Raw genomic sequence first — 26,396 nt, 5'->3', positions numbered from 1 at the left:
ATCTGCCGTCCGACTACTGCCTTGAGGGTCGCCTGACATGGAGCGTCTGATACGCTTTTTTGCCGCTTTGACCCGTTGGGGGCTGGGCCTCTGCGCCTTGTCGCTGGTATTGGCGGCGGTGTACGTGAGCCTGGGGCGTGAATTGACGCCGCTGGTGGCCGAGTACCGTGCCGAAGTCGAAGCCAAGGCCCAGGCAGCCGTGGACATGCCTTTGCATATCGGCAGCCTCGAAGGCCGCTGGAGCGGCTTCGCGCCGGTATTGCTGGCCCATGATGTGATGCTGGGCGAGGGCAGCAGTGCCTTGCGCCTGGACCAGGTCGAAGTGGTGCCCGATGTCTGGGCCAGCCTGATGGCGCGCGAAGTGCGGATTGCCCACCTGCAAGTCAGTGGCCTGCAACTCAGCGTCAAGGAAGACAAGGACGGCAAGTGGGCCTTGCAAGGCCTGCCGGTTCAGGACGATCAGCCGCTGGACCCTGAGCAGTTGCTCACGAACATGCAGAAGGTCAAGCGCGTGTCACTGCTCGACAGCCAGGTGACACTGCAACCGTTCGACCAGGCGCCGGTGACCCTGACGTATGTCGGTCTGAACCTGCACACCGGCGTCACCCGCCAACGCCTGGATGCACGCCTGACCCTGCCCGATGGCCAGCCCCTCGCCATGAGCCTGCGCACCCGCATCCGCGCCAGCCAGTGGAAGGACGGCGAAGTCCAGGCTTATCTGAGCCTGCCCCAGAGTGACTGGGCCAGGTGGATCCCGGCGAAGCTGACTCAACAGTGGAAGCTCACGCAGTTCAAGGCGGGCGGCGAATTCTGGCTGACCTGGGCCAAAGGTGCCGTGCAGAGTGCGGTAGTGCGCCTCAACTCGCCACAGGTGAAGGGCCAATACGCCGAGCGCAAGCCGGTGCACATCGAAAACCTCGCGCTTACGGCCTACCTGCAACGCAGTGACACCGGTCTCAGCGTGCTGTTCGACTCGCTGGCGATGAGCCTGGGCGAGACTCGCTGGGAATCCCGCCTGCAATTGCGGCAGACCCTGGCCACCGACAAGGACCTGGAAGTCTGGAAGCTCCAGGCCGACCGCCTGGACCTGACGCCTATCACACCATTGCTCAACGCGCTGGCGCCGCTGCCGGAAGGTTTTGCCAAGACGGTCGAGCACCTCAAGGCCACTGGTCTGCTGCGTAATGTGCTGGTGGACTTCCGTCCCCAGGACACGACCGATAAGAAGGTCAGCTTCGCCGCCAACCTCGAACGCATCGGCTTCGATGCCTACTTCGGCGCACCGGCTGCGCGTAACGTATCCGGCAGCATCAGCGGCGACCTGGGCCAGGGCGAGTTGCGCATGGACAGCAAGGACTTTTCCCTGCACCTCGACCCGATCTTCGCCAAGCCCTGGCAGTACCTCCAGGCCAATGCACGCCTGACGTGGAAGCTGGACAAAGAAGGCTTCACCCTGATCGCCCCATACATCAAGGTGCTGGGCGAGGAGGGCAAGATCGCCGCCGACTTCCTGATCCGCCTGCATTTCGACCACAACCAGGAAGACTACATGGACCTGCGGGTCGGTATGGTCGATGGCGACGGGCGCTTCACCCCCAAATACCTGCCGGCGGTGTTGAGCCCCGCCCTGGATGAATGGCTGCGTACCGCGATTCTCAAGGGCGCGGTGGATCAAGGCTTCTTCCAGTATCAGGGGTCGTTGAACCACGATGCGCTGCCGGCTTCACGCAATATCAGCCTGTTCTTCAAGGTGCATGATGCCGAGCTGGCGTTCCAGCCGGGCTGGCCTCACGTGAGCAAGGTCAACGGCGAAGTGTTTGTCGAGGAGAGCGGTGTGCGCATCCTGGCCAGCAAGGGCCAGTTGCTTGATACCAAGGTCAAGGACATCTACGTCAATATTCCCCATGCACCTGCGGGCAAGGACAGTCATCTGCTGCTTACGGGCGGTTTTGCCGGTGGCTTGGGCGATGGCCTGAAAATCCTTCAGGAAGCGCCGATCGGCACTGCATCGACCTTTTCTGGCTGGAAGGGCGAGGGCGACCTGCAAGGCGGCCTTGACCTGGATATTCCGTTGGCCAAGGGCGCCGAACCGAAAATCGTGGTGGACTTCAAGACCGACAAGGCGCGCCTGCAATTGGCCGAGCCGCCCCTGGACCTGACCCAGCTCAAGGGCGAGTTCCGTTTCGACAGCGCCAAGGGCCTGAGTGGCCAGAACATCACCGCTCAGGCGTTTGATCGGCCGATCACCGCGCAGATCGTTGCCGACGGCAAGCCGGGCAATATCAGCACCCGTGTGAATGCCAAGGGTCAGGTTACGGTCAAGCGGCTGACCGACTGGTTGAAAATCAGCCAGCCGTTACCGGTATCCGGCGATATTCCGTACCAGTTGCAGGTGACCCTGGATGGCGCCGACAGCCAACTGATGGTCAGCTCCAACCTCAAGGGCGTGGCTGTGGACCTGCCGGCGCCGTTCGGCATGCCGGCCAGCCAGGGGCGTGACAGTGTGTTCCGCATGACCTTGCAGGGCGCCGAGCGCCGCTATTGGTTCGATTATGGCGAGCTGGCCAACTTTACCTTTGCTGCACCGCCGGACAAATTCAATGACGGGCGCGGCGAGCTGTTCCTCGGTGATGGCGATGCTGTGCTGCCGGGCGCCAAGGGCTTGCGCATTCGTGGGGTGCTGTCGGAGCTGGATATCGACCCGTGGAAGAAACTGGTGGATCGTTATGCGGGCAATGACCCGGGCGGCAGTGCCAAGCAATTGCTCAGCGGCGCTGACTTCAAGATCGGCAAGCTGACCGGTTTCGGCACGCAGTTCGATCGAGTCAATTTGCAACTGGACCGCAAGCCTGCAGCGTGGGGCGTGCAGCTCGACAGCCAGCAGGCCAAGGGCTCGGTCAACCTGCCGGACGCCAAGGGCGCACCGATTGCGATCAACCTGCAGTATGTGAAGCTGCCGGCGGTAGACCCTTCGGTGCAGGCGGATGAAAACGCGCCGGACCCCTTGGCGAACATCGACCCCAAGGATATTCCGGCGCTGGATATCGCCATTGATCAATTGTTCCAGGGCCCGGACCTGATCGGCGCCTGGTCGCTGAAAATCCGCCCGACCGCCAAGGGCCTGGCCTTCAACAACCTGGACCTGGGTCTCAAGGGTATGCAGCTCAAGGGGGCGGGTGGCTGGGAGGGCGCGGCGGGAGACAGCAGCAGCTGGTACAAGGGGCGCCTGGACGGCAAGAATATTGGCGATGTACTCAAGGGGTGGGGGTATGCGCCGACCGTCACCAGCCAGGATTTCCATCTGGATGTGGACGGACGTTGGCCTGGTTCTCCGGCCTATGTAGGGCCCAAGCGTTTCTCCGGCAGCCTGGATGCGGCGTTCCGCAACGGCCAGTTCGTCGAAGTGGAAGGCGGAGCCCAGGCCCTGCGGGTATTCGGCCTGCTGAACTTCAACTCCATCGGGCGGCGGTTGCGCCTGGATTTCTCGGACCTGCTCGGCAAGGGTTTGAGCTATGACCGGGTCAAAGGCCTGCTGGCCGCCAGCAATGGCGTGTTCGTGACCCGCGAACCGATCACCATGACGGGGCCGTCGAGCAACCTCGAGCTCAACGGTACCCTGGACCTGGTGGCTGACCGCGTCGATGCCAAGCTGCTGGTAACGCTGCCGGTGACCAACAACCTGCCGATCGCGGCGTTGATCGTGGGTGCGCCGGCCATTGGTGGTGCGTTGTTCCTGATCGACAAGCTGATCGGCGACCGTGTTTCACGCTTCGCCAGTGTCCAGTACAAGGTCGAAGGCCCGTGGAAGGACCCGAAAATCACCTTCGACAAGCCATTTGAAAAGCCAAACTGAGAGGCTGTGGAGTAGCATGGCCCCATGCCCTTTATGGAGTGTCGGCCCATGTCCTTTGCGGTAATTCAAATGGTCAGCCAGAGCGACGTGCTGGCCAACCTGGCCCAGGCCCGTCGCTTGCTGGAAGACGCGGCGGCTGGTGGTGCGAAGCTGGCGGTACTGCCGGAAAACTTCGCCGCCATGGGCCGTCGTGACGTGGCCGATATCGGCCGCGCCGAGGCGCTGGGCGAAGGCCCGATCCTGCCATGGTTGAAACAGACTGCTCGCGACCTCACCTTATGGATAGTGGCCGGTACTTTGCCATTGCCGCCCAAGGACCAACCGCACGCCAAGTCCAACGCCTGCTCGCTGTTGATCGATGATCAGGGCGAAATCGTTGCCCGTTACGACAAGCTGCACCTGTTCGATGTGGACGTTGCCGACGCTCGTGGTCGTTATCGCGAATCGGACGACTATGCTTTCGGGAGCAATGTGGTGGTGGCGGATACGCCGGTCGGCCGATTGGGCCTGACCGTGTGCTACGACCTGCGCTTCCCCGAGCTGTACAGCGAATTGCGCGCGGCGGGGGCTGAATTGATTACCGCGCCATCGGCGTTTACCGCGGTGACCGGCGCTGCGCACTGGGATGTGCTGATTCGTGCACGGGCCATCGAGACCCAGTGCTATCTGCTGGCGGCCGCCCAGGGGGGTGTGCATCCGGGGCCGCGGGAAACCTATGGTCATGCGGCGATTGTCGACCCCTGGGGGCGCGTGCTGACACAACAGGATCAAGGCGAAGCGGTGTTGCTGGCCGAACGCGATAGCAGTGAACAGGCGTCGATAAGGGCGCGCATGCCGGTGGTCAGCCATCGGCGCTTTTTCTCGCAGGGCGCACAGCGACCTGCTTCGGAACGATGAATTTAAGGCCATACCTATGAGCGAGTTGTTGTCCTCAGTCAGTGAACACCTCCTGGCACCCGGTGGCGTGACCATCGAAAGCTTGCAAACCGTGCTGGGCGATCTTGCCGGGCCGGGCATCGACGCGGCCGACCTGTATTTCCAGGGGCAGATTTCCGAGTCCTGGGCGTTGGAAGACGGCATCGTCAAGGAAGGCAGTTTCAACCTTGACCAGGGTGTGGGCGTGCGGGCGCAGTCCGGTGAGAAAACCGGTTTTGCCTACAGCAATGCGATCACCCTGGAGGCTTTGGGCCTGGCCGCACGTGCCGCACGCTCGATCTCCCGTGCCGGGCAAAACGGCACGGTGCAGGCATTCAGCACCCAGGATGTGACCCAGTTGTACGGGCCGGACAACCCGTTGGAAGTGATGACCCGTGCCGAGAAAGTCGACTTGCTCAAGCGTGTCGATGCCGCGACCCGTGCATTGGACCCGCGTATCCAGCAGGTCACCGTGAGCATGGCCGGCGTGTGGGAGCGCATCCTGGTGGCGTCCACCGATGGCGGCCTGGCGGCGGATGTGCGGCCGCTGGTGCGCTTCAACGTGAGTGTGATCGTCGAGCAGAACGGCCGCCGCGAGCGCGGCGGCCATGGCGGCGGCGGGCGTACCGACTATCGTTATTTCCTCACCGACGACCGTGCCATGGGCTATGCCCGTGAAGCGCTGCGCCAGGCGCTGGTCAACCTGGAAGCCATCCCGGCACCGGCAGGTACATTGCCGGTGGTACTGGGCTCGGGTTGGTCCGGCGTGTTGCTGCACGAAGCAGTCGGCCACGGCCTGGAAGGTGACTTCAACCGCAAGGGCAGTTCGGCCTACAGCGGGCGCATGGGCGAGATGGTTGCGTCCAGGCTCTGCACCATCGTGGATGACGGCACCCTGGCCGGGCGCCGTGGCTCGCTGAGCGTCGACGACGAAGGCACGCCGACCGAGTGCACCACCCTGATCGAAAACGGTGTGCTCAAGGGCTACATGCAAGACAAGCTCAACGCCCGCCTGATGGGCGTGGCGCGTACCGGTAATGGCCGTCGTGAATCCTATGCGCACCTGCCGATGCCGCGCATGACCAACACCTACATGCTGGGCGGCGAAAGCGATCCGGCTGAAATCATCGCCTCGGTGAAGCGCGGCATCTACTGCGCCAACCTCGGGGGTGGCCAGGTGGATATCACCAGCGGCAAGTTCGTGTTCTCCACCAGCGAGGCTTACCTGATCGAAGACGGCAAGATCACCGCGCCGGTCAAAGGCGCAACCTTGATCGGTAACGGTCCGGAAGCCATGAGCAAGGTGTCGATGGTCGGTAACGACCTGTCGCTGGACAGCGGCGTGGGCACATGCGGGAAAGATGGGCAGTCGGTACCGGTGGGTGTCGGCCAGCCAACGCTGAAGATTGATGCGATCACCGTGGGTGGCACGGGGTCGTAAGCGGTGGAGCTTCGGGTGGCGAAGGCCGCCACCCGGGGAAGGGCATCAACGCAGGCCGCGTTGAGTCTCGTCCAGCTCACGGATGTACTTGAAGATTTTACGGCTGGTGGCCGGCGCCTTGTTATGCGCCAGCTCGTGCTGGGCCTGACGGATCAGGGAGCGCAGTTGCTGGCGGTCCGCGTCCGGGTAGTCCAGCACGAATTTCTCCAGCACCGCGTCATCGCCCGAGATCAGGCGGTCACGCCAACGTTCCAGGTTATGGAAGCGTTCGTTGTACTGGCGAGTGGAGGCATCGGTTTGATCGAGCAAAGTCAGAATGGCGTCGATGTCCTGGTCGCGCATCAGCTTGCCGATAAACATGATGTGCCGTTTGCGCGCGATATTCGCGGTGTGCTTGGGCGCATCGGCCAGGGCCCGGCGCATTTCGTCGGTCAGTGGCAGTTTTGCAATTAAATCTTTTTTGAGCGTTGTAAGGCGCTCGCCGAGGTCAACCAGCGCATGCAGCTCGCGTTTGACCTGGGTTTTGCTTTTCTCCCCATCGAGGGAGTCGTCGTAAGAATCAACCATGGTGGCAGTCCGCAAAGAAACGCCGCCATGATAACCAGTCGGGGGCCGCTTGTCCGGCCCGGTCGCTCGATGGCCTTAACCGAAAGCAGAATTTGAGTGGAGAAAACCATGAGTGCAGCCCAAAGCGTCGGTCCGCAAGCGTTACCGGCACTGCAGGAACAAGTCGAGCAGATCCTTGCCGAGGCCAAGCGCCAGGGGGCCAGTGCCTGTGAGGTGTCGGTGTCGCTGGAGCAGGGGCTGTCGACGTCGGTGCGCCAGCGGGAAGTGGAAACTGTCGAGTTCAATCGTGACCAGGGCTTTGGCATCACTTTGTATGTGGGGCAGCGCAAAGGTTCGGCCAGTACCTCGGCCAGTGGCTCGGAAGCGATTCGCGAGACAGTCGCCGCTGCGCTGGCGATTGCCAAGCACACGTCCGAGGATGAAAGCTCGGGCCTGGCCGACAAGGCGCTGATGGCCAAGGACCTGAAGGACTTCGATCTGTTCCATGCCTGGGATATCACGCCGGAGCAGGCCATCGAGCAGGCGCTGACCTGCGAAGCCGCTGCGTTCGACGCCGATGCCCGCATCAAGAACGCTGATGGCACCACATTGAGTACTCATCAGGGCTGCCGTGTATATGGCAACAGCCATGGTTTCATCGGTGGTTATGCGTCCACTCGCCATAGCCTGAGCTGCGTGATGATCGCCGAGGCCAACGGCCAGATGCAGCGCGATTACTGGTATGACGTGAACCGCCAGGGCGATTTGCTGGCCGACCCGGTCAGCATTGGCCAGCGCGCTGCACAGCGTGCGGCGAGCCGCCTGGGCGCGCGCCCGGTGCCAACCTGCGAGGTGCCGGTGTTGTTTTCGGCGGAGTTGGCCGGCGGCTTGTTCGGCAGTTTCCTGGGGGCGATTTCCGGCGGCAACCTGTACCGCAAGTCGTCGTTCCTTGAAGGTGCGATCGGCCAGAAGCTGTTCCCCGAATGGCTGACCATCGATGAGCGTCCGCACCTGATGCGCGCCATGGGCAGTTCGGCGTTCGACGGTGATGGTCTGGCCACGTATGCCAAGCCGTTTGTCGAGAACGGGGAATTGGTGTCCTACGTATTGGGTACTTACGCCGGTCGTAAATTGGGCCTGCCAAGCACAGCAAACTCCGGTGGCGTGCACAACTTGTTCGTTACTCATGGTGATGAAGACCAGGCGGCGTTGCTGCGGCGCATGGGGCGTGGCCTGCTGGTGACCGAGTTGATGGGCCATGGCCTGAATATGGTTACGGGCGACTACTCCCGTGGTGCAGCGGGTTTCTGGGTGGAAAACGGCGAGATTCAGTTTGCCGTTCAAGAGGTGACGATTGCCGGCAACATGCGCGATATGTTCAAGCAGATCGTCGCTGTCGGAAACGACTTGGAGTTGCGTAGCAATATCCGTACGGGATCGGTGTTGATCGAGCGGATGACCGTCGCCGGCAGCTGATCCTTCAGACGCGCTTCAACAAGAAGGCGCGCCATCTTTATAGATGGCGCGCCTTTTTTTGTGGCTGCGTGTCAGGAGGATTATCCTGCTACTCTTGTTTTGATTCTCAATATCATTTAATAATAAATATCATTACCGAGTGAGCGTGGATCATGAGTTCTGTCCTGCATGAGGATCCTTACCTGGAGAGCTGGCGCTGGATGAGTCGCCAGATTCGTTGCGGCCTCGACCCCAACGAGCCGCGCCTGATCGAACACTACCTCAACGAGGGTCGATACCTGGCGTGCTGCACCGCGACCCATCCGTGGACGATCGCTGAAACCTCATTCCGCCTGTTGCTCGACACTGCCAGCGATATTGCACTGCCGTGGCATTGGCGTTCCCTGTGCCTGGACCAGGCCTGGCGCCCGCTGCGCGACCTGGAAAAACTCTCCCACTGTGCCTGCCGCCTCAAGCGCTGGCAGACCTTTGCCTGGCAATTGGCGACCTGCGAATTGCTGCCTTCCATTTCTGTTTCTGACCTGGTGCAAGGATCTAACGATGAGTAACACCCGTATCGAACGCGACAGCATGGGCGAACTGCAGGTGCCTGCCGAAGCCTTGTATGGCGCACAAACCCAGCGCGCGGTGAACAACTTCCCAATCAGTCATCAACGTATGCCCGCGCAATTCATTCGCGCTCTGATCCTGGCAAAGGCAGCTGCTGCCAAGGTTAACGTTGACCTCAAGCAGATCAGCGAAGGGCAGGGCAAGGCCATCGTCGATGCCGCCCAAGGTTTGCTGGAAGGCGACTTCATGCAGCACTTCCCGGTGGACATCTTCCAGACCGGCTCCGGCACCAGCTCCAACATGAACGCCAACGAAGTGATTGCGACCCTTGCCAGCCGCTTGCTGGGTGAGCCGGTCAACCCAAATGACCACGTGAATTGCGGCCAAAGCAGCAACGACATCATTCCGACCACGATCCACGTCAGCGCCGCGCTGGTGCTGCATGAGCAAACACTGCCCGCACTGTTGCATCTGGTGCAGGTGATCGAGCAGAAGGCGCAAGAGGTTCACCCGTTCATCAAGACTGGCCGCACTCACTTGATGGACGCCATGCCGGTGCGCATGAGCCAGGTGCTCAACGGTTGGGCGCAGCAGCTCAAGGCCAATATCGGGCATTTGCAGGACCTTCTGCCGAGTTTGCAAGCGTTGGCTCAGGGCGGTACTGCGGTCGGCACCGGAATCAACGCACACCCGGAATTCGCGGTGTGTTTCAGTCAGCAATTGAGCAGCCTGACCAGTGTGAAATTCACCCCGGGCAAGAACCTTTTCGCCCTGATTGGCTCCCAGGACACCGCCGTCGCTGTGTCCGGGCAGTTGAAAGCCACCGCCGTGTCGCTGATGAAAATCGCCAACGACCTGCGCTGGATGAACTCCGGCCCACTCGCAGGCCTGGGGGAAATCGAGCTGGAAGGCCTGCAGCCTGGTTCGTCAATCATGCCCGGCAAGGTCAACCCGGTGATCCCTGAAGCCACCGCGATGGTGGCCGCACAAGTCATCGGCAACGATACGGTCATCACGGTCGCCGGCCAGTCGGGCAACTTCGAACTGAATGTGATGCTGCCGATCATCGCCAATAACCTGCTCAGCAGCCTCGAGTTGCTGGCCAACTCCAGTCGTTTGCTGGCAGACAAGGCCATTGCCAGCTTCAAGGTCAATGAGGCCAAGCTCAAGGAAGCGCTGTCGCGCAACCCGATCCTGGTCACCGCACTCAACCCGATCATCGGTTACCAAAAGGCCGCTGAAATCGCCAAGAAGGCCTATCAGCAGGGCCGTCCGGTGATTGATGTCGCCCTTGAGCACACCGACTTGCCGCGCAGCCAACTGGAAATCCTGCTGGATCCGGAAAAGCTCACGGCCGGCGGCGTGTAATCACCGACTCTGCTTTGGAGGCTCACCATGGAGCACTGGAAACGCACGATCGAACGGGCCAATCGCTGCTTTATGGCGGGTGAATTGGTTGACGCTCGCGAGGCTTACTTGCAAGCCCTGGCCCTGGCCCAAGTGCTGTTCGAGCGCTGGGCAGATGCCGACGAAGCAGTGGCGGCTTGCGTCATTTCCCATCACAACCTGGCGGACCTGCACCTGCGGCTGAACCAGCCGGAAGAAAGCGCGGAATACCTTTGCGCTATCCACCAGCGTCTGTTGCAGACCATGCAGGACCCGCGCCTGAGCCCGCAGTTGCGGGAAGCGGCGCTGCGCCAGAGCAGCAAAACCTATGTCGAACTGTTGAATTTCATCAGCGATCACGGCGAATACCCTCGCACCCATCGCTTGCTGGGCGGTACTGCGGCGCAGCCCGCCACGCCCCACTACGGAGCACATTGAAATGACTTACACCTTGCCTGCCTTGCCTTACGCGTATGACGCCCTGGAACCGCATATCGATGCGCAAACCATGGAGATTCACTACACCAAGCACCACCAGACTTACATCAATAACCTCAACGCAGCGGTCGAAGGCACCGAGTTTGCGGGCTGGCCGGTCGAGAAACTGGTGTCCAGCGTGCAGCAACTGCCGGAAAAACTGCGCGCAGCGGTGATCAATCAGGGCGGCGGCCATGCCAACCACTCGTTGTTCTGGGCGGTGATGTCGCCCAAAGGCGGTGGCAAGCCCGAAGGTGCGTTGGGCAAAGCCCTCGACGAACAGTTGGGTGGTTTTGAGAGTTTCAAGGAAGCCTTCACCAAAGCCGCGTTGACGCGCTTCGGAAGCGGTTGGGCCTGGCTGAGCGTCACCCCGCAAAAGACTCTGGTGGTGGAGAGCAGTGGTAATCAAGACAGTCCATTGATGAACGGCAATACACCGATCCTCGGTCTGGACGTCTGGGAGCATGCCTACTACCTGCTGTACCAGAACCGCCGCCCCGAATACATCAATGCCTTCTACAGTGTTATCAACTGGCCAGAAGTTGCCGCCCGCTATCAGGCCGCTTTGGCCTGAAAATCACCCTCGACAAGATCTAAGGCCGACTATGGGGACTGACACACTGGCGATCAGCAGCGGACGAATGTTTCGTTATGCGTTTGGCTCGCTGCTGCTATTGGCAGGTACTGCATTGCTGGTGGCCCACGGGCTGGCCTGGCTGAACCTGGAACCGCGTATCCTGCGCGCCCTGCAAGGCGGCTCCATTTGCGCCCTGGGGACGGCGCTGGGCGCGGTCCCGGTACTGGTGATCCGACGCATGCCGGTGGCGCTGAGCGATACGCTGCTGGGTTTTGGTGCGGGGGTGATGCTGGCGGCGACGGCGTTTTCGCTGATCGTCCCGGGCATTGCCGCGGCTGAAAGCCTGGGGCTCTCGCCGTGGGGTGCCAGTGGTTTGATCAGCTTTGGCATCATGCTGGGAGCATTCGGGTTGTACTTGGTTGACCGTAAGGTCTCCGGGGCGAGTCCGGAAATGCTGGTGGGCACGCCGGACAAGCCGGTAATTCCTCCGCGCATTTGGTTGTTCGTGTTCGCCATCATCGCCCACAACATCCCCGAAGGCATGGCGGTAGGCGTTTCCGCCGGTGGTGGCATGCCGGATGCCGACAGCCTGGCCATGGGCATCGCGTTGCAGGACGTGCCCGAAGGACTGGTGATTGCGTTGGTGTTGGCCGGGGCGGGAATGTCGCGGGTCAAGGCGTTCCTGATCGGCGCTGCATCAGGTCTGGTGGAGCCCGTATTCGCTGTGCTCTGCGCCTGGCTGGTCAGCCTGGCCGAAGTGTTGTTGCCTTTGGGGTTGGCCCTGGCTGCTGGCGCGATGCTGTTGGTGGTGACCCACGAAGTCATCCCCGAATCGCGACGCAATGGTCACGAAAAACTCGCCAGCCTGGGCCTGTGCATCGGTTTTTGCTTGATGATGGTGATGGACACCGCTTTGGGGTAGGTAAAGTCTACTGTAGGAGCGAGCAAGCTCGCTTCTACAGAGGGTTATTCACCTTCGTCGAAGTAATTGTTGATCAGCGCCACCAGCGCGGCCATTGCTTCGTCTTCCTGCTCGCCTTCCGTCTTCAAGTGAATCCGGGTGCCCTTGCCGGCCGCCAGCATCATCATGGCCATGATGCTCTTGCCGTCGACCATGGATTCCGGTGTACGCCCGGCGCGGATCTGGCAGGGGAACTGCCCTGCTACGCCCACGAACTTGGCCGAGGCGCGGGCGTGCAAGCCCAGCTTGTTGATGATTTCAATTTCCAGAGCGGGCATCGCGGGGGTGTTCCTTTCAGCTAAGGTCGCGGTGGCGGACCTGGACGTTCTTGAGAGTTTGTTGCAGCACCTGGCCCAGGCGCTCGGTCAGGTAGACGGAGCGGTGATGGCCGCCAGTGCAGCCAATGGCAATGGTGACATAGGCGCGGTTGCTTGCAGCAAAGCGTGGCAGCCATTTGAGCAAGTAGGTGGAAATATCCTGGAACATCTCCTCCACATCCGGTTGCGCCGCCAGGTAATCGGCCACGGGCTGATCCAGCCCGGACTGGTCACGCAGCTCCGGTTTCCAGTACGGGTTAGGCAGGCAGCGCACATCGAACACCAGGTCGGCGTCGACCGGCATGCCGCGCTTGAACCCGAACGACTCCACGAGGAATGCCGTGCCCGGCTCCGGCTGGTTCAGCAGGCGCAGCTTGATGGCATCGCGCAACTGGTACAGGTTGAGGCTGGTGGTGTTTATCTTGAGGTCGGCGAGGTCAATGATCGGTCCCAGCAGCTTGGTTTCGTCTTCGATGGCTTCGGCCAGAGAGCGATGGGAGCTGCTGAGGGGGTGGCGCCGGCGGGTCTCGGAGAAGCGTTTGAGCAGGGTCTCTTCGTCGGCGTCCAGGTACAGCACGTCGCAATGAATGTGCTTGCCCCGCACTTCCTCGAGCAATTGCGGGAATCGCTCGAGGTGGCTGGGCAGGTTACGGGCATCAATCGAAACGGCGACCAGCGGTTGGGCCAGTTCGGTATGGATCAAGGCGCGTTCCGCCAACTCTGGCAGCAGGCCAGCGGGCAGGTTGTCGATGCAATAGAACCCGTTGTCCTCAAGAACGTTGAGGGCGGTGCTTTTACCCGAGCCGGAGCGGCCGCTGACGATGATCAAGCGCATGGTTACTGCCCGCTCTGTTCATCCAGGACAACCTGGTACAACGCCTCATTGCTGCTGGCGCTACGCAGTTTGTCGCGTACTTCCTTGCGGTCGAGCATGCTGGCGATCTGCCGGAGCAGTTCCAGGTGCGCATCGGTAGCGGCTTGCGGGACCAGCAGGACGAACAGCAGGTCTACCGGCGCACCGTCGATGGCGTCGAAATCGATGGGGGCTTCCAGGTGCAGCAGGGCACTGACAGGTGTTTCGCAGCCTTTGAGGCGACAGTGAGGAATGGCGATGCCGTTGCCAAAACCCGTGGAACCGAGTTTTTCACGGGCAATCAGCGCATCGAAGACATCCTGCATCTCCAGATCCGGCACTTCGCGCGCGATCAGGTTGGCAATTTGTTCGAGGGCTTTCTTTTTACTGCCGCCCGGCACGTTCACGAGGGAACGGCCGGGGGTCAGGATGGTTTCAAGTCGGATCATGGGGGGAGAGTTAACGACCTGTGCCCTGAAGCAGGCTCAGATTCTTTTCCTTATGCTTTTTGAGTTGGCGGTCAAGCTTGTCGGTGAGCAAGTCGATTGCTGCATACATGTCTTCATGTTCGGCATTGGCGACCACTTCTCCACCGGGTATCTGAAGAGTCGCTTCGATTTTCTGCTGAAGCTTGTCGACCTTCATGATGACCTGCACGTTGGTGATCTTGTCGAAATGACCCTCAAGCTTCCTCAGCTTCTGCTCGACATAGTCGCGTAGTGGAGGGGTGACTTCTACATGGTGTCCACTGATGTTGACTTGCATACAGCTTCTCCTTCGTTGCCAGTGCATAAAGCGGCAGGCAAAGGCGCCTGCCACTGGAACGCTGTGGCCCGCCCGTCACATCAAACGCTTACGCTCGCTGGAAGGCGCGATCCCGAGGGACTCGCGGTACTTGGCGACGGTTCGACGGGCGACCTGAATGCCTTGTGCCTCCAGTAAACCAGCGATCTTACTGTCACTCAATGGCTTTTTCTGATTTTCCGCGGCAACCAGTTTTTTGATGATCGCGCGGATCGCCGTGGACGAGCATTCACCGCCTTCGGAGGTGCTGACGTGGCTGGAGAAAAAGTATTTCAGTTCATAAATACCCCGTGGGGTATGCATGAATTTCTGCGTGGTCACGCGTGAAATGGTCGACTCATGCATGCCCACCGCTTCGGCGATGTCATGCAGTACCAGCGGCTTCATCGCCTCGTCGCCGTATTCCAGGAAGCCGCGCTGGTGCTCGACGATCTGGGTGGCGACTTTCATCAGGGTTTCGTTGCGGCTTTGCAGGCTCTTGATGAACCAGCGGGCTTCCTGCAACTGGTTGCGCATGAAGGTGTTATCGGCGCTGGTGTCGGCGCGGCGGACGAAACCGGCATATTGCGGGTTGACCCTCAGGCGTGGCACCGACTCCTGGTTCAGTTCCACCAGCCATCGCTCGTTGTCCTTGCGCACGATCACGTCGGGAACCACGTACTCGGCTTCGCTGGACTCGATTTGCGAGCCAGGGCGCGGGTTGAGGCTCTGTACCAGCTCGATGACCTGGCGCAGGTCGTCTTCCTTGAGCTTCATGCGGCGCATCAACTGGCTGTAGTCGCGGCTGCCCAGCAGGTCGATGTAGTCGGTGACCAGGCGCTGGGCCTCGGCGAGCCAGGGGGTCTTGGCCGGCAGCTGGCGCAATTGCAGCAGCAGGCATTCGCTGAGGGTGCGCGCGCCGATACCGGCAGGCTCGAACTGCTGGATGCGGTGCAGGACGGCTTCGATCTCGTCCAGTTCGATATCCAGTTCGGGGTCGAAGGCTTCAAGAATTTCTTCGAGCGTCTCGTCTAGATAACCCTGATTGTTGATGCAGTCGATCAGGGTTACGGCGATCAGGCGATCGGTGTCCGACATCGGTGCCAGGTTCAGTTGCCATAGCAGATGGCTCTGCAGGCTCTCGCCGGCAGAGGTGCGGGTGGTGAAATCCCACTCGTCATCGTCGTTGCTGGGCAGGCTGCTGGCGCTGGTCTGGTAGACATCTTCCCAGGCGGTGTCGACCGGAAGCTCGTTGGGAATGCGTTCGTTCCATTCGCCTTCCTCAAGGTTGTCCACCGTGGGGGCGGTTTCCTGGTAGGAGGGTTCCTGCACGTCGGAATTGGGTTTTTGCTCGATGTTATCGGCCAGCGGGTCTGCATTATCGAAGTCGTCGCCTTCTTCCTGGCGTTCGAGCATCGGATTGGACTCCAGGGCCTCCTGGATTTCCTGTTGCAGGTCCAGGGTCGACAATTGGAGCAGGCGGATGGCCTGTTGCAGCTGCGGTGTCATCGTCAGCTGCTGGCCCATTCTCAGGACTAGCGATGGTTTCATGGCAGGGGCTTAACACCTTATTCGCCGGCGCAATGCGCCATCCACGACAGGGCGCGTGAGCGCCAAACATAAGCAAATTATATGCCTGATGTCGGGTGCTTTGCCTAGAGCGCGGTAACAATAAAAATCCGGAGGTTTTCATTGACTCCCGCGCACCTTGGCGAACGCCGTGACACCACGGTGTTTACAGGCGGAACTCGTGACCCAGATACACTTCCTTGACCAGTTCATTGGCCAGGATTGTGGCGGAATCACCTTCGGCAATCAGCTGGCCGTCATTGACGATATAGGCGGTTTCGCAGATGTCGAGCGTCTCACGGACGTTGTGGTCGGTGATCAGCACGCCGATGCCCTTGGCCTTGAGGTGATGGATGATCTGCTTGATGTCGCCGACCGAGATCGGGTCGACGCCGGCAAACGGCTCGTCCAGCAGGATGAACTTGGGTGCAGTGGCCAGGGCGCGGGCGATTTCCACGCGGCGACGCTCACCACCGGACAGGCTCATGCCGAGGTTGTCGCGGATATGGTTGATGTGGAACTCCTGCAGCAGGCTTTCCAGCTCCTTGCGACGGCCGTCACGGTCGAGTTCCTTGCGGGTCTCGAGGATCGCCATGATATTGTCCGACACCGACAGTTTGCGGAAGATCGACGCTTCCTGTGGAAGATAGCCGATACCGGCACGGGCGCGGCCGTGCATTGGCTGGTGGCTCACGTCCAGGTCATCGATCAGCACGCGCCCCTGGTCCGCCTGGACCAGGCCGACGATCATGTAGAAGCAAGTGGTCTTGCCGGCGCCGTTAGGGCCGAGCAAGCCGACGATCTGGCCGCTGTCGATCGACAGGCTGACGTCGCGCACGACCTGACGGCTTTTATAGGCCTTGGCCAGATGCTGGGCTTTCAGGGTTGCCATTACTCGGCCTTCTTCTTCGGCTGGATAACCATGTCGATGCGTGGACGAGGCGCGGTGACCTTGTTGCCATTGGCACGACCGGCGTTTGCAATCTGTTTCACGGTGTCATAGGTGATCTTCTCACCTTCCGTGGAGTTGCCATCGGGGCTGAGCACCTTGGCCTGGTCGATCAGGACGATGCGGTTCTGCTGGGCATGGTACTGGATGGTCTTGCCGTAGCCCTTCATCGGTCCGGTATCGGTCGCGGACTGCTTCTGTTCGAAGTAAGCCAGGTTGCCGACCGAGGTCACGACATCGATATCGCCGGTCTTGGTGCGCGTAAGCGTCACGGTATTGCCGGTGATTTTCATCGAACCCTGCGTGATGATCACGCCGCCGGTGTAGGTGGCCACGCCTTGCTTGTCATCCAGTTGCGCATCGTCAGCTGAAATGTGGATCGGCTGCTGGCTATCGTTCGGCAGAGCCCAGGCGCTCACGCTTCCCAGTGCTGCGCCCAGGCCGAGCAAAATAGGGAGAGTTTTAACGAGCCTCATACTGTCCTCTTACGTTCGATAGCAGGTGTATCCTGCTTTCTTTCAAATACGCTTTCATTCCCTTGCCAGTCGATACACCGCCAGCGCCGTCGATTCTAACGTCTTGCTCGGTCTGCGCATATTGCTTCTGCGGGAATACGGTCATGCGACTGCTGGTAATCACGGTCTCACGGCTTTTATCGTCAGTGCGCGCAATGCGCACCGAGTCGATCAGTTCCACCTCGGTACCGTCCGGGTTGACCTCGCCACGCTTGCTGGTGACGTGCCATGGGAACTCGGTACCGCGGTAAATGTTCATGTCCGGGTTGGTCAGCAGGGTGACTTCGGTGGCCTTCACATGCTCGACCTTGTCCGAGGTCATCTCGTATTGCACCTTGCCGTCAGGCAGGAACTGCACGCTTTTGGCATTGATGGCGTAATAGTCGATAGCGCCCTCGTCAACCTGCGCAGCAGGCTGGTCGAGAAAGCGCTCCGGGCTGATATTCCAGTAGCCCACCGCCAGGAACAGCGCGGCGATGACCCCGAATAACAGGAAGTTGCGAATCTTTTTGCTCGGCATAAAACGCTCTATAAGTAGGCGGCGTGGGCCGCTTCAAGGCTGCCCTGGGCACGCAGGATCAGCTCGCAGAACTCGCGGGCGGCACCTTCGCCGCCGCGGGCGCTGGTGATGCCATGGGCGTGTTCGCGAACAAACGCCGCCGCATTGGCGACGGCCATGCCCAGGCCTACTCGGCGAATCACCGGCAGGTCTGGCAGGTCGTCACCCAAGTAGGCGACCTGCTCATAGCTTAGGTTGAGTTGGCCAAGAAGCTCGTCCAGAACCACCAGTTTATCCTCGCGGCCCTGATACAGGTGAGGAATCCCCAGGTTTTGTGCGCGGCGTTCCACAACGGGCGTTTTCCGGCCGCTGATAATTGCCGTTTGCACGCCCGCCGCCATCAACATTTTGATGCCCTGGCCGTCCAGCGTGTTGAATGTCTTGAATTCGCTGCCGTCTTCGAGAAAGTACAGGCGGCCGTCGGTCAGCACACCGTCAACGTCGAAAATCGCGAGTTTGATATTTTTGCCGCGTTGCAACAGGTCGCTGGTCATCTACATCACTCCTGCACGCAGCAAGTCGTGCATGTTCAGGGCGCCAATCGGGCGGTCGTCGCCATCAACCACCACCAGCGCGCCGATCTTGTGGTCTTCCATGATCTTCAAGGCTTCGGCTGCCAGCATCTCGGGGCGCGCGGTCTTGCCGTGGGGTGTCATTACCGCGTCGATGGTGGCGGTGTGGATATCAATCGTGCGGTCCAGGGTACGGCGCAGGTCGCCGTCGGTGAAGACCCCGGCCAGGCGGCCATCGGCCTCGAGGATCACGGTCATGCCCAGGCCCTTGCGGGTCATTTCCATCAGCGCGTCTTTCAGCAGGGTGCCGCGCTGGACGTGAGGCAATTCATCGCCCGAGTGCATGACGTTTTCCACTTTCAGCAGCAGGCGGCGGCCCAGGGCGCCGCCTGGATGGGAAAACGCGAAGTCTTCGGCGGTAAACCCCCGGGCTTCCAGCAGTGCTACGGACAAGGCATCGCCCATGACCAGTGCGGCCGTGGTGGAGGAGGTCGGTGCCAGGTTCAGCGGGCAGGCCTCGTGGTCCACGTGGACGTTCAGGTTCACTTCGGCGGCCTTGGCCAGCGTCGACTCCGGGTTGCCGGTGATGCTGATCATCTTGATGCCCAGGCGTTTGATCAGCGGCAACAGGGTCACGATTTCGTTGGTCGTGCCGGAGTTGGACAGGGCAAGGATGATGTCATCCTTGGTGATCATGCCCATGTCGCCGTGGCTGGCTTCGGCCGGGTGCACGAAAAACGCGGTGGTTCCGGTGCTGGCCAGGGTGGCGGCGATCTTGTTGCCGACGTGGCCCGACTTGCCCATGCCGACCACCACGACGCGGCCCTTGCTGGCCAGAATCATCTCGCAGGCGCGTACGAAATCCGCGTCAATATGCGCCAGCAAGCCTTCTACGGCTTCAAGCTCGAGGCGGATGGTGCGTTGTGCGGATTGAATAAGGTCGCTGGATTGGCTCATGTCTGAAATCGTATAGCCTGACGAAAAGTCGGCGATTATAGCGGTAATGATCAATTCCCTCACGCAAGTTCGTCAGGGTTTGTTCGCAATGTGCTTGAGATTCAACCCCAGCAACGATTTTTCCCTGTCCCCAATCTGAACAAGCACTGTTCCGGCCTTGGGCGCCTTGTACCAGCAGTGATATAGTTCGCCGCCAGTTCGGTCCGCCCAGCCCACGTGGCCAACTATTGCACAAAGGTTGCAAACGTTTGTCGCAAGCGTGGTGTCTGAGTGAGAGGCTGCATCCCAAGGAGTTTAGATGAGTGCCGATAACGCCTACGCGGTCGAGCTGAAGGGACTGACCTTCAAGCGCGGGACGCGCAGCATCTTCAATAACGTCGATATCCGCATTCCGCGCGGCAAGGTCACGGGCATCATGGGGCCTTCCGGTTGCGGCAAGACCACGCTGCTGCGCCTGATGGGCATGCAATTGCGCCCCAGTGCGGGAGAAGTGTGGGTCAACGGCCAGAACCTGCCGACGCTGTCGCGCAGCGATCTGTTCGATGCACGCAAGCACATGGGTGTGCTGTTCCAGAGCGGTGCGCTGTTCACCGATCTTGATGTTTTCGAGAACGTGGCCTTTCCGCTGCGGGTGCATACCCAGCTGTCCGATGAGATGATTCGTGACATTGTGTTGCTGAAACTGCAGGCCGTAGGCCTTCGCGGCGCCATCGACCTGATGCCCGATGAATTGTCTGGCGGGATGAAGCGCCGTGTGGCGCTGGCGCGTGCCATCGCCCTCGACCCGCAGATTCTCATGTACGACGAGCCCTTCGTCGGTCAGGACCCCATCGCCATGGGCGTGCTGGTGCGTCTGATCCGCCTGCTCAACGATGCACTGGGCATCACCAGCATCGTGGTCTCCCACGATCTTGCAGAAACCGCGAGCATTGCCGATTACCTCTATGTAGTGGGCGATGGCCAGGTGCTGGGGCAGGGCACGCCCGAAGAGCTGATGAACGCCGACAACCCGCGCATTCGCCAATTCATGACCGGCGATCCTGATGGCCCGGTGCCTTTTCACTTTCCGGCGGCGGATTACCGCTCAGATCTTCTGGGGAAGCGCTGATGCGCAAGACATCTCTTATCGAGAAGGTTCGCCTTTTCGGTCGCTCGGGCATCGACATCGTCGAAGTGCTGGGCCGTTCGACGATTTTCCTGTTCCACGCATTGCTCGGCCGTGGCGGCATTGGCGGCGGCTTTGGCCTGCTGGTCAAGCAGTTGCATTCGGTGGGCGTGATGTCCCTGGTGATCATCGTGGTCTCCGGGGTGTTCATCGGCATGGTGCTGGCGTTGCAGGGCTTCAATATCCTGTCCAGCTATGGTTCGGAGCAGGCGGTGGGGCAGATGGTCGCCCTGACGCTGTTGCGTGAACTGGGGCCGGTGGTGACCGCCCTGCTGTTCGCCGGGCGCGCGGGCTCCGCGCTGACCGCCGAAATCGGCAACATGAAGTCCACCGAACAGCTGTCCAGCCTGGAAATGATCGGCGTGGACCCGCTCAAGTACATTGTTGCCCCACGCCTGTGGGCCGGCTTCATTTCCCTGCCACTGCTGGCGATGATCTTCAGCGTGGTCGGGATCTGGGGTGGTTCGTGGGTGGCGGTGGACTGGCTGGGCGTCTACGACGGCTCCTACTGGGCCAACATGCAGAACAGCGTGACGTTCACTGGCGACGTGCTCAACGGCATCATAAAGAGCATCGTGTTCGCCTTTGTTGTCACCTGGATCGCCGTATTCCAAGGCTATGACTGTGAGCCCACCTCAGAAGGGATCAGTCGCGCCACCACCAAGACCGTTGTGTACGCCTCGCTGGCGGTACTGGGCCTTGACTTCATTTTGACCGCCTTGATGTTTGGAGATTTCTGATGCAAAACCGCACTGTGGAAATCGGTGTCGGCCTTTTCTTGCTGGCTGGCATCCTGGCTTTACTCTTGTTGGCCCTGCGCGTCAGCGGCCTGTCGGCCAGCCCCACTGCCGACACTTATAAACTTTACGCATACTTCGACAATATCGCCGGTTTGACTGTCAGAGCTAAAGTGACCATGGCCGGTGTGACCATCGGCAAGGTCACGGCAATCGATCTGGATCGCGACAGCTTCACCGGCCGAGTGACGATGCAACTGGACAAGAAGGTAGATAATCTGCCGACTGACTCCACTGCATCTATTCTCACTGCGGGTCTGCTGGGCGAGAAATACATCGGTATCAGCGTGGGTGGGGAAACAGCCCTGCTCAAGGATGGCTCGACAATCCACGACACACAGTCGTCGCTGGTGCTTGAGGACCTGATCGGTAAATTCCTGCTTAATACGGTCAATAAAGACGCCAAATGAGGAATCTGTTCATGATCTCTACCTTGCGACGTGGCCTGCTGGTGCTGTTGGCAGCGCTGCCGCTGATGGCTAACGCGGCAGGTTCTGCGCACGATCTGGTGCAGGACACGACCAACAAAATGCTGGCTGACCTCACTGCCAATAAAGAGCAGTACAAGCAAGATCCGAGCAAGTTTTACGATGCGCTCAATGCCATTGTCGGCCCGGTGGTCGATGCCGAAGGCATTTCCCGCAGCATCATGACGGTCAAGTATTCGCGCAAGGCGACGCCTGCGCAGATGCAGACCTTCCAGGAAAACTTCAAGAAAGGCCTGTTCCAGTTCTATGGCAACGCGCTGCTCGAGTACAACAACCAGGGCATTACCGTTGCGCCTGCCGGGGACGAGTCGGGTAATCGCACCAGCGTCAACATGAGCGTCAAGGGCAACAACGGTGCCGTCTACCCTGTGCAATACACGCTCGAGAAGGTCAACGGCGAGTGGAAGCTGCGCAACGTGATCATCAACGGTATCAACATCGGCAAGCTGTTCCGTGATCAGTTCGCTGACGCGATGCAGCGTAATGGCAACGACCTGGACAAAACTATCAACGGTTGGGCCGGTGAAGTCGCCAAAGCCAAGGAAACATCCGATAAAGAAGCCGGGAAGCCTGTGCAATGACCGAGTCGGCTGTTCGTCTTGGCGACGCCGGTGAGTTGTTCCTCAGCGGCGTGCTGGATTACCGCACCGGGCCTGAGCTGCGCAAGCAGGGTCAGGCGCTGATCAAAACCAGCACTGCGCCCGCGTTGGTGCTGGATTGTTCTGCCGTGACCAAGTCCAGCAGCGTCGGCTTGTCGCTGCTGCTGTGCTTCATGCGTGATGCTGAGGCGGCCAGGAAGCCGGTCAGCATCCGGGCATTGCCCGAAGACATGCGCGAAATCGCCGAAGTTTCCGGTCTGACCGAGCTGCTGGCGCATCCTTAATACACATTATTAAAGAGGCCCCCCGTCAGAGTCCTGCTATGCGGGGTTCGCAGGCGCGGGGCTTTTTTGTATGATGTGCGACCCGCGCGCACTGGGCGCCGATAGAGGTTGAGCATGCAGGCCCTAGAAGTTAAGAGCTTTCTTGAAGGAAAGCTGCCGGAAACGACCGTTGAAGTTGAAGGCGAAGGCTGCAACTTCCAGCTGAACGTGATTAGCGATGAACTGGCGGCACTCAGCCCGGTCAAGCGTCAGCAGCAGATCTATGCCCATTTGAACCCGTGGATCACCGATGGCAGCATCCATGCGGTCACTATGAAATTTTTCAGCCGCGCGGCCTGGGCCGAGCGCACCTGAGCCCCCAAGGCGTCGAGATTCTTATGGATAAATTGATTATTACCGGCGGTGCCCGCCTTGATGGCGAGATTCGCATCTCCGGTGCAAAAAACTCCGCCTTGCCGATCCTGGCAGCGACCCTGCTGTGCGATGGCCCGGTGACCGTGGCCAACCTGCCGCACCTGCACGACATCACCACCATGATCGAGTTGTTCGGTCGCATGGGTATCGAACCGGTGATCGACGAGAAACTGGCCGTCGAAATCGACCCACGCACCATCAAGACCCTGATAGCCCCGTACGAACTGGTGAAAACCATGCGTGCGTCGATCCTGGTGCTTGGCCCGATGGTTGCCCGTTTCGGCGAAGCCGAAGTCGCCCTGCCTGGCGGTTGCGCCATTGGCTCGCGTCCGGTTGACCTGCACATCCGTGGCCTTGAAGCCATGGGCGCCGTTATCGACGTCGAAGGCGGCTACATCAAGGCCAAGGCGCCGGAAGGCGGCCTGCGTGGCGCCAACTTCTTCTTTGATACTGTCAGTGTGACCGGCACCGAGAACATCATGATGGCCGCTGCCCTGGCCAAAGGCCGCAGCGTCCTGCAAAACGCCGCGCGCGAGCCGGAAGTGGTCGACCTGGCCAACTTCCTGAACGCCATGGGCGCGAAGGTTTCCGGTGCGGGCACCGACACCATCACCATCGATGGCGTAGAGCGTCTGCATACCGCCACCTACAAGGTAATGCCTGACCGCATCGAGACCGGTACCTACCTGGTTGCCGCCGCCGTCACCGGTGGCCGCGTCAAGGTCAAGGACACCGATCCGACCATCCTGGAAGCGGTCCTGGAAAAGCTGCGCGAAGCCGGTGCGGAAATCACTACCGGTGAAGACTGGATCGAGCTGAACATGCACGGCAAGCGTCCCAAGGCCGTCAACGTGCGTACCGCTCCGTACCCGGCGTTCCCGACCGATATGCAAGCGCAGTTCATCTCCCTGAACGCGATTGCCGAAGGCACCGGTGCCGTGATCGAGACCATCTTCGAAAACCGCTTCATGCACGTGTACGAATTGCACCGCATGGGCGCGAAGATCCAGGTCGAAGGCAACACCGCCATCGTCACCGGCACCGAGAAACTCAAGGGCGCGCCAGTCATGGCCACCGACCTGCGTGCGTCGGCCAGCCTGGTGATCTCGGCGCTGATCGCCGAAGGCGACACCCTGATCGACCGCATCTACCACATAGACCGTGGTTACGAGTGCATTGAAGAAAAACTGCAGATGCTCGGCGCGAAAATCCGCCGCGTACCGGGCTAGTCCCGGAAGCTGTAACGGTGGGGGAGGGTAATCTTTCTCCACAGGATTTGTTTCAAATCGAGGCTGTAATGGCCTCGATCTGTGTCCGGCGCCGTTTGCGACCGGACCGCAATAGCCTGATAAAGGACTGACGTTTCCCATGTTGACCATCGCACTGTCCAAGGGCCGCATCCTTGACGACACGTTGCCGCTTCTGGCTGAAGCGGGCATCGTGCCGACCGAGAATCCGGACAAGAGCCGCAAGCTGATCATCCCCACGACCCAGGACGACGTGCGCCTGTTGATCGTGCGCGCTACCGACGTGCCGACCTACGTTGAACATGGCGCGGCCGACCTCGGCGTCGCCGGTAAAGACGTGCTGATGGAATACGGTGGCCAGGGCCTTTACGAGCCGTTGGACCTGCGTATTGCCCTGTGCAAGCTGATGACCGCCGGCCGTGTCGGTGATGTGGAGCCGAAGGGCCGCCTGCGCGTGGCGACCAAGTTCGTCAACGTCGCCAAGCGCTACTACGCCGAGCAAGGCCGCCAGGTCGACATCATCAAGCTTTACGGCTCGATGGAACTGGCGCCATTGATCGGCCTGGCTGACAAGATCATCGACGTGGTCGACACCGGTAACACCCTGCGCGCCAACGGTCTTGAGCCGCAGGACTTCATTGCCGACATCAGCTCCCGTCTGATCGTCAACAAGGCATCGATGAAGATGCAGCACGCCCGTATCCAGGCGTTGATCGACACGCTGCGCAAGGCAGTGGAGTCGCGACACCGCGGTTGACCTACCCGCGCGGCCCTGGGTCGCGCCCGTCTATCCGCCTCATAGCCAGAATTCTCAGGTGCCCAAGCGGATCGACTGCTAACTTTCGGCGCCTGAGCATTTTTGCCAATCCTATGAGGCCCTCGCTATGACCACGTCCACTGCAATTGCCCGACTCAACGCTGCCGACCCGGATTTTGCCCATCATCTGGATCATCTGCTGAGCTGGGAAAGCGTGTCCGACGATTCGGTCAACCAGCGGGTGCTCGACATCATCAAGGCCGTGCGCGAGCGCGGTGATGCGGCGCTGGTGGACTTCACCCGCCAGTTTGACGGTCTGGACGTCAAGTCCATGGCTGACCTGATCCTGCCCCGCGAACGCCTGGAGCTGGCCCTGACGCGCATCACCGCGCCGCAGCGCGAAGCCCTGGAAGTGGCGGCGGCGCGTGTGCGCAGCTACCACGAAAAACAGAAACAGGACTCCTGGAGCTACACCGAGGCCGACGGTACTGTGCTGGGCCAGAAGGTCACGCCGCTGGACCGCGCCGGTTTGTACGTGCCGGGTGGCAAGGCTTCGTACCCTTCATCGGTGCTGATGAACGCGATCCCGGCCAAAGTGGCGGGCGTGACCGAGGTGGTCATGGTGGTGCCGACGCCGCGTGGTGAAATCAACGAGCTGGTGCTGGCAGCGGCCTGCATCGCCGGTGTCGATCGGGTTTTCACCATCGGTGGTGCCCAAGCCGTTGCCGCCCTGGCCTATGGCACTGAAAGCGTACCGAAGGTCGACAAAGTGGTCGGCCCCGGCAACATCTATGTTGCCACTGCCAAGCGCCATGTGTTCGGCCAGGTCGGTATCGACATGATCGCCGGCCCTTCGGAAATCCTCGTGGTGTGCGACGGTCAGACCGATCCGGACTGGATCGCCATGGACCTGTTCTCCCAGGCCGAGCACGACGAAGACGCCCAGGCGATCCTGGTCAGTCCGGACGCCGAGTTCCTCGACAGGGTCGCGGCCAGCATCAATAAGCTGCTGCCGACCATGGAGCGCGCCGAGATCATCGAGAAATCGATCAATGGCCGTGGTGCGCTGATCCTGGTGCGCGACATGGAGCAAGCCATCGACGTGGCCAACCGCATCGCGCCGGAGCACCTGGAGTTGTCCGTCGCCGACCCACAAGCCTGGCTGCCGTCGATTCGCCACGCCGGTGCGATCTTCATGGGCCGCCACACCAGCGAGGCCCTGGGCGACTACTGCGCAGGCCCGAACCACGTGCTGCCGACTTCCGGCACCGCGCGTTTCTCGTCGCCGCTGGGGGTGTATGACTTCCAGAAGCGTTCGTCGATCATTTTCTGCTCGCCGCAGGGCGCTTCCGAGCTGGGCAAGACTGCCTCGGTGCTGGCCCGTGGTGAATCCCTCAGCGCGCACGCCCGCAGTGCCGAATACCGCATCCTTGAAGAGAAGGGGAACTGA

Annotated in this window: 29 protein-coding genes; 18 read left to right on the top strand and 11 right to left on the bottom strand. The window is 60.6% G+C overall.

The window, feature by feature from the left end:
• Nucleotides 1–37: 37 nt before the first annotated feature.
• The 3 genes from BMX59_RS02900 to tldD are packed head-to-tail and all read left to right on the top strand — an operon-like array spanning nucleotide 38 to nucleotide 6,209.
• A complete protein-coding gene (locus BMX59_RS02900) occupies nucleotides 38–3,853 on the top strand; it encodes a YhdP family protein (protein ID WP_093119838.1) in 3,816 nt (1,271 codons plus the stop codon).
• Between the two features lie 48 nt (nucleotides 3,854–3,901).
• A complete protein-coding gene (locus tag BMX59_RS02895; protein ID WP_071491143.1) occupies nucleotides 3,902–4,750 on the top strand; it encodes a carbon-nitrogen hydrolase family protein in 849 nt (282 codons plus the stop codon).
• Nucleotides 4,751–4,766: 16 nt separating this feature from the next.
• A complete protein-coding gene (gene tldD, locus BMX59_RS02890; RefSeq protein ID WP_071491144.1) occupies nucleotides 4,767–6,209 on the top strand; it encodes a metalloprotease TldD in 1,443 nt (480 codons plus the stop codon).
• 45 nt (nucleotides 6,210–6,254) lie between these two features.
• Here the strand turns inward: tldD and yjgA are convergent, their stop codons facing one another.
• The gene (yjgA, locus tag BMX59_RS02885; RefSeq protein WP_058423000.1) at nucleotides 6,255–6,776 is read right to left on the bottom strand and encodes a ribosome biogenesis factor YjgA; all 522 of its coding nucleotides are present in this window, start codon (nucleotides 6,774–6,776) and stop codon (nucleotides 6,255–6,257) included.
• Between the two features lie 108 nt (nucleotides 6,777–6,884).
• On the opposite strand from yjgA, the gene pmbA reads away from it, so the two are divergent.
• From pmbA to BMX59_RS02855, 6 genes are all read left to right on the top strand, one after another.
• Nucleotides 6,885–8,231 carry a metalloprotease PmbA gene (gene pmbA / locus BMX59_RS02880; RefSeq protein WP_093119835.1) on the top strand — a complete coding sequence of 449 codons (1,347 nt, stop codon included), beginning with the start codon at nucleotides 6,885–6,887 and terminating at the stop codon, nucleotides 8,229–8,231.
• 152 nt (nucleotides 8,232–8,383) lie between these two features.
• Entirely contained in the window at nucleotides 8,384–8,779 is a 396-nt protein-coding gene (locus BMX59_RS02875) for a FagA protein (RefSeq protein WP_071491146.1), read from the top strand.
• A complete protein-coding gene (locus tag BMX59_RS02870; protein WP_093119832.1) occupies nucleotides 8,772–10,148 on the top strand; it encodes a class II fumarate hydratase in 1,377 nt (458 codons plus the stop codon). The genes BMX59_RS02875 and BMX59_RS02870 overlap by 8 nt, the downstream gene beginning before the upstream one ends.
• Nucleotides 10,149–10,175: 27 nt before the next feature.
• Nucleotides 10,176–10,604, top strand: a complete 429-nt coding sequence (locus BMX59_RS02865) for a hypothetical protein (protein ID WP_092240737.1) — start codon at nucleotides 10,176–10,178, stop codon at nucleotides 10,602–10,604.
• A gap of 1 nt (nucleotide 10,605) precedes the next feature.
• Nucleotides 10,606–11,217, top strand: a complete 612-nt coding sequence (locus BMX59_RS02860) for a superoxide dismutase (RefSeq protein WP_071491149.1) — start codon at nucleotides 10,606–10,608, stop codon at nucleotides 11,215–11,217.
• Between the two features lie 31 nt (nucleotides 11,218–11,248).
• Nucleotides 11,249–12,142 carry a ZIP family metal transporter gene (locus tag BMX59_RS02855; protein ID WP_071491150.1) on the top strand — a complete coding sequence of 298 codons (894 nt, stop codon included), beginning with the start codon at nucleotides 11,249–11,251 and terminating at the stop codon, nucleotides 12,140–12,142.
• Nucleotides 12,143–12,186: 44 nt separating this feature from the next.
• On the opposite strand, the gene BMX59_RS02850 is transcribed toward BMX59_RS02855, so the two are convergent.
• The 10 genes from BMX59_RS02850 to BMX59_RS02805 form a co-directional block, all read right to left on the bottom strand.
• Entirely contained in the window at nucleotides 12,187–12,459 is a 273-nt protein-coding gene (locus BMX59_RS02850) for an HPr family phosphocarrier protein (protein ID WP_058422993.1), read from the bottom strand.
• Nucleotides 12,460–12,475: 16 nt separating this feature from the next.
• Nucleotides 12,476–13,333, bottom strand: coding sequence for an RNase adapter RapZ (gene rapZ / locus BMX59_RS02845; RefSeq protein ID WP_092240739.1), 858 nt, complete (start codon nucleotides 13,331–13,333; stop codon nucleotides 12,476–12,478).
• Between the two features lie 2 nt (nucleotides 13,334–13,335).
• Nucleotides 13,336–13,800, bottom strand: coding sequence for a PTS IIA-like nitrogen regulatory protein PtsN (ptsN, locus tag BMX59_RS02840; protein ID WP_038851044.1), 465 nt, complete (start codon nucleotides 13,798–13,800; stop codon nucleotides 13,336–13,338).
• Nucleotides 13,801–13,810: 10 nt separating this feature from the next.
• On the bottom strand, nucleotides 13,811–14,116 hold the full coding sequence (hpf, locus tag BMX59_RS02835; protein WP_093119827.1) for a ribosome hibernation-promoting factor, HPF/YfiA family: 306 nt from the start codon (nucleotides 14,114–14,116) through the stop codon (nucleotides 13,811–13,813).
• A 75-nt stretch (nucleotides 14,117–14,191) separates the two neighbouring features.
• Nucleotides 14,192–15,685: an RNA polymerase factor sigma-54 gene (locus tag BMX59_RS02830; protein ID WP_016974289.1), complete on the bottom strand. Its 1,494-nt coding sequence runs from the start codon at nucleotides 15,683–15,685 to the stop codon at nucleotides 14,192–14,194.
• Between the two features lie 184 nt (nucleotides 15,686–15,869).
• Nucleotides 15,870–16,595 (bottom strand): LPS export ABC transporter ATP-binding protein, encoded by a 726-nt coding sequence (lptB, locus tag BMX59_RS02825; RefSeq protein WP_016974288.1) that lies wholly within the window; start codon nucleotides 16,593–16,595, stop codon nucleotides 15,870–15,872.
• A complete protein-coding gene (lptA, locus tag BMX59_RS02820) occupies nucleotides 16,595–17,128 on the bottom strand; it encodes a lipopolysaccharide transport periplasmic protein LptA (RefSeq protein ID WP_032893554.1) in 534 nt (177 codons plus the stop codon). Before lptA ends, lptB begins: the two co-directional genes overlap by 1 nt.
• Complete coding sequence (lptC, locus tag BMX59_RS02815; RefSeq protein WP_071491151.1) at nucleotides 17,115–17,687, bottom strand: LPS export ABC transporter periplasmic protein LptC; 573 nt, start codon at nucleotides 17,685–17,687, stop codon at nucleotides 17,115–17,117. The genes lptA and lptC overlap by 14 nt, the downstream gene beginning before the upstream one ends.
• Before the next feature lie 8 nt (nucleotides 17,688–17,695).
• Complete coding sequence (locus BMX59_RS02810; protein ID WP_058414321.1) at nucleotides 17,696–18,220, bottom strand: KdsC family phosphatase; 525 nt, start codon at nucleotides 18,218–18,220, stop codon at nucleotides 17,696–17,698.
• Nucleotides 18,221–19,195 (bottom strand): KpsF/GutQ family sugar-phosphate isomerase, encoded by a 975-nt coding sequence (locus tag BMX59_RS02805; protein WP_071491152.1) that lies wholly within the window; start codon nucleotides 19,193–19,195, stop codon nucleotides 18,221–18,223.
• 298 nt (nucleotides 19,196–19,493) lie between these two features.
• On the opposite strand from BMX59_RS02805, the gene BMX59_RS02800 reads away from it, so the two are divergent.
• From BMX59_RS02800 to hisD, 9 genes are all read left to right on the top strand, one after another.
• Nucleotides 19,494–20,303 (top strand): ATP-binding cassette domain-containing protein, encoded by an 810-nt coding sequence (locus BMX59_RS02800; RefSeq protein WP_003171811.1) that lies wholly within the window; start codon nucleotides 19,494–19,496, stop codon nucleotides 20,301–20,303.
• A complete protein-coding gene (gene mlaE, locus BMX59_RS02795) occupies nucleotides 20,303–21,100 on the top strand; it encodes a lipid asymmetry maintenance ABC transporter permease subunit MlaE (protein ID WP_003188592.1) in 798 nt (265 codons plus the stop codon). Before BMX59_RS02800 ends, mlaE begins: the two co-directional genes overlap by 1 nt.
• Nucleotides 21,100–21,567, top strand: coding sequence for an outer membrane lipid asymmetry maintenance protein MlaD (mlaD, locus tag BMX59_RS02790; protein ID WP_017845975.1), 468 nt, complete (start codon nucleotides 21,100–21,102; stop codon nucleotides 21,565–21,567). Before mlaE ends, mlaD begins: the two co-directional genes overlap by 1 nt.
• Nucleotides 21,568–21,578: 11 nt before the next feature.
• Nucleotides 21,579–22,226 carry an MlaC/ttg2D family ABC transporter substrate-binding protein gene (locus BMX59_RS02785; protein ID WP_093119824.1) on the top strand — a complete coding sequence of 216 codons (648 nt, stop codon included), beginning with the start codon at nucleotides 21,579–21,581 and terminating at the stop codon, nucleotides 22,224–22,226.
• Nucleotides 22,223–22,528, top strand: a complete 306-nt coding sequence (locus BMX59_RS02780; protein WP_071491154.1) for an STAS domain-containing protein — start codon at nucleotides 22,223–22,225, stop codon at nucleotides 22,526–22,528. The genes BMX59_RS02785 and BMX59_RS02780 overlap by 4 nt, the downstream gene beginning before the upstream one ends.
• 114 nt (nucleotides 22,529–22,642) lie before the next feature.
• Nucleotides 22,643–22,882, top strand: coding sequence for a BolA family protein (locus tag BMX59_RS02775; protein ID WP_003188597.1), 240 nt, complete (start codon nucleotides 22,643–22,645; stop codon nucleotides 22,880–22,882).
• A gap of 23 nt (nucleotides 22,883–22,905) precedes the next feature.
• Nucleotides 22,906–24,171, top strand: a complete 1,266-nt coding sequence (gene murA, locus BMX59_RS02770; protein WP_010213103.1) for a UDP-N-acetylglucosamine 1-carboxyvinyltransferase — start codon at nucleotides 22,906–22,908, stop codon at nucleotides 24,169–24,171.
• Nucleotides 24,172–24,310: 139 nt separating this feature from the next.
• Nucleotides 24,311–24,946 (top strand): ATP phosphoribosyltransferase, encoded by a 636-nt coding sequence (hisG, locus tag BMX59_RS02765; protein WP_003188599.1) that lies wholly within the window; start codon nucleotides 24,311–24,313, stop codon nucleotides 24,944–24,946.
• Between the two features lie 127 nt (nucleotides 24,947–25,073).
• The gene (gene hisD, locus BMX59_RS02760; RefSeq protein WP_092240750.1) at nucleotides 25,074–26,396 is read left to right on the top strand and encodes a histidinol dehydrogenase; all 1,323 of its coding nucleotides are present in this window, start codon (nucleotides 25,074–25,076) and stop codon (nucleotides 26,394–26,396) included.

It is taken from the genome of Pseudomonas sp. NFR09 (genome assembly GCF_900111535.1).
Lineage (GTDB): Bacteria > Pseudomonadota > Gammaproteobacteria > Pseudomonadales > Pseudomonadaceae > Aquipseudomonas > Aquipseudomonas extremorientalis.
This window is presented reverse-complemented; position numbering and strand designations above follow the sequence as displayed.

Excerpts from the sequence above, each read along its gene's own strand:
- BMX59_RS02850 (WP_058422993.1), bottom strand. The coding sequence starts at position 12,459 with ATGCCCGCTCTGGAAATTGAAATCATCAACAAGCTGGGCTTGCACGCC.
- tldD (WP_071491144.1), top strand. The coding sequence starts at position 4,767 with ATGAGCGAGTTGTTGTCCTCAGTCAGTGAACACCTCCTGGCACCCGGT.
- BMX59_RS02830 (WP_016974289.1), bottom strand. The coding sequence starts at position 15,685 with ATGAAACCATCGCTAGTCCTGAGAATGGGCCAGCAGCTGACGATGACA.
- BMX59_RS02900 (WP_093119838.1), top strand. The coding sequence starts at position 38 with ATGGAGCGTCTGATACGCTTTTTTGCCGCTTTGACCCGTTGGGGGCTG.
- murA (WP_010213103.1), top strand. The coding sequence starts at position 22,906 with ATGGATAAATTGATTATTACCGGCGGTGCCCGCCTTGATGGCGAGATT.
- lptC (WP_071491151.1), bottom strand. The coding sequence starts at position 17,687 with ATGCCGAGCAAAAAGATTCGCAACTTCCTGTTATTCGGGGTCATCGCC.
- ptsN (WP_038851044.1), bottom strand. The coding sequence starts at position 13,800 with ATGATCCGACTTGAAACCATCCTGACCCCCGGCCGTTCCCTCGTGAAC.
- hisD (WP_092240750.1), top strand. The coding sequence starts at position 25,074 with ATGACCACGTCCACTGCAATTGCCCGACTCAACGCTGCCGACCCGGAT.
- yjgA (WP_058423000.1), bottom strand. The coding sequence starts at position 6,776 with ATGGTTGATTCTTACGACGACTCCCTCGATGGGGAGAAAAGCAAAACC.
- hpf (WP_093119827.1), bottom strand. The coding sequence starts at position 14,116 with ATGCAAGTCAACATCAGTGGACACCATGTAGAAGTCACCCCTCCACTA.
- BMX59_RS02875 (WP_071491146.1), top strand. The coding sequence starts at position 8,384 with ATGAGTTCTGTCCTGCATGAGGATCCTTACCTGGAGAGCTGGCGCTGG.
- BMX59_RS02860 (WP_071491149.1), top strand. The coding sequence starts at position 10,606 with ATGACTTACACCTTGCCTGCCTTGCCTTACGCGTATGACGCCCTGGAA.
- hisG (WP_003188599.1), top strand. The coding sequence starts at position 24,311 with ATGTTGACCATCGCACTGTCCAAGGGCCGCATCCTTGACGACACGTTG.
- mlaE (WP_003188592.1), top strand. The coding sequence starts at position 20,303 with ATGCGCAAGACATCTCTTATCGAGAAGGTTCGCCTTTTCGGTCGCTCG.
- BMX59_RS02800 (WP_003171811.1), top strand. The coding sequence starts at position 19,494 with ATGAGTGCCGATAACGCCTACGCGGTCGAGCTGAAGGGACTGACCTTC.
- mlaD (WP_017845975.1), top strand. The coding sequence starts at position 21,100 with ATGCAAAACCGCACTGTGGAAATCGGTGTCGGCCTTTTCTTGCTGGCT.
- lptA (WP_032893554.1), bottom strand. The coding sequence starts at position 17,128 with ATGAGGCTCGTTAAAACTCTCCCTATTTTGCTCGGCCTGGGCGCAGCA.
- BMX59_RS02805 (WP_071491152.1), bottom strand. The coding sequence starts at position 19,195 with ATGAGCCAATCCAGCGACCTTATTCAATCCGCACAACGCACCATCCGC.
- BMX59_RS02810 (WP_058414321.1), bottom strand. The coding sequence starts at position 18,220 with ATGACCAGCGACCTGTTGCAACGCGGCAAAAATATCAAACTCGCGATT.
- BMX59_RS02785 (WP_093119824.1), top strand. The coding sequence starts at position 21,579 with ATGATCTCTACCTTGCGACGTGGCCTGCTGGTGCTGTTGGCAGCGCTG.
- BMX59_RS02775 (WP_003188597.1), top strand. The coding sequence starts at position 22,643 with ATGCAGGCCCTAGAAGTTAAGAGCTTTCTTGAAGGAAAGCTGCCGGAA.
- BMX59_RS02895 (WP_071491143.1), top strand. The coding sequence starts at position 3,902 with ATGTCCTTTGCGGTAATTCAAATGGTCAGCCAGAGCGACGTGCTGGCC.
- BMX59_RS02855 (WP_071491150.1), top strand. The coding sequence starts at position 11,249 with ATGGGGACTGACACACTGGCGATCAGCAGCGGACGAATGTTTCGTTAT.
- BMX59_RS02865 (WP_092240737.1), top strand. The coding sequence starts at position 10,176 with ATGGAGCACTGGAAACGCACGATCGAACGGGCCAATCGCTGCTTTATG.
- BMX59_RS02780 (WP_071491154.1), top strand. The coding sequence starts at position 22,223 with ATGACCGAGTCGGCTGTTCGTCTTGGCGACGCCGGTGAGTTGTTCCTC.
- BMX59_RS02870 (WP_093119832.1), top strand. The coding sequence starts at position 8,772 with ATGAGTAACACCCGTATCGAACGCGACAGCATGGGCGAACTGCAGGTG.
- rapZ (WP_092240739.1), bottom strand. The coding sequence starts at position 13,333 with ATGCGCTTGATCATCGTCAGCGGCCGCTCCGGCTCGGGTAAAAGCACC.
- pmbA (WP_093119835.1), top strand. The coding sequence starts at position 6,885 with ATGAGTGCAGCCCAAAGCGTCGGTCCGCAAGCGTTACCGGCACTGCAG.
- lptB (WP_016974288.1), bottom strand. The coding sequence starts at position 16,595 with ATGGCAACCCTGAAAGCCCAGCATCTGGCCAAGGCCTATAAAAGCCGT.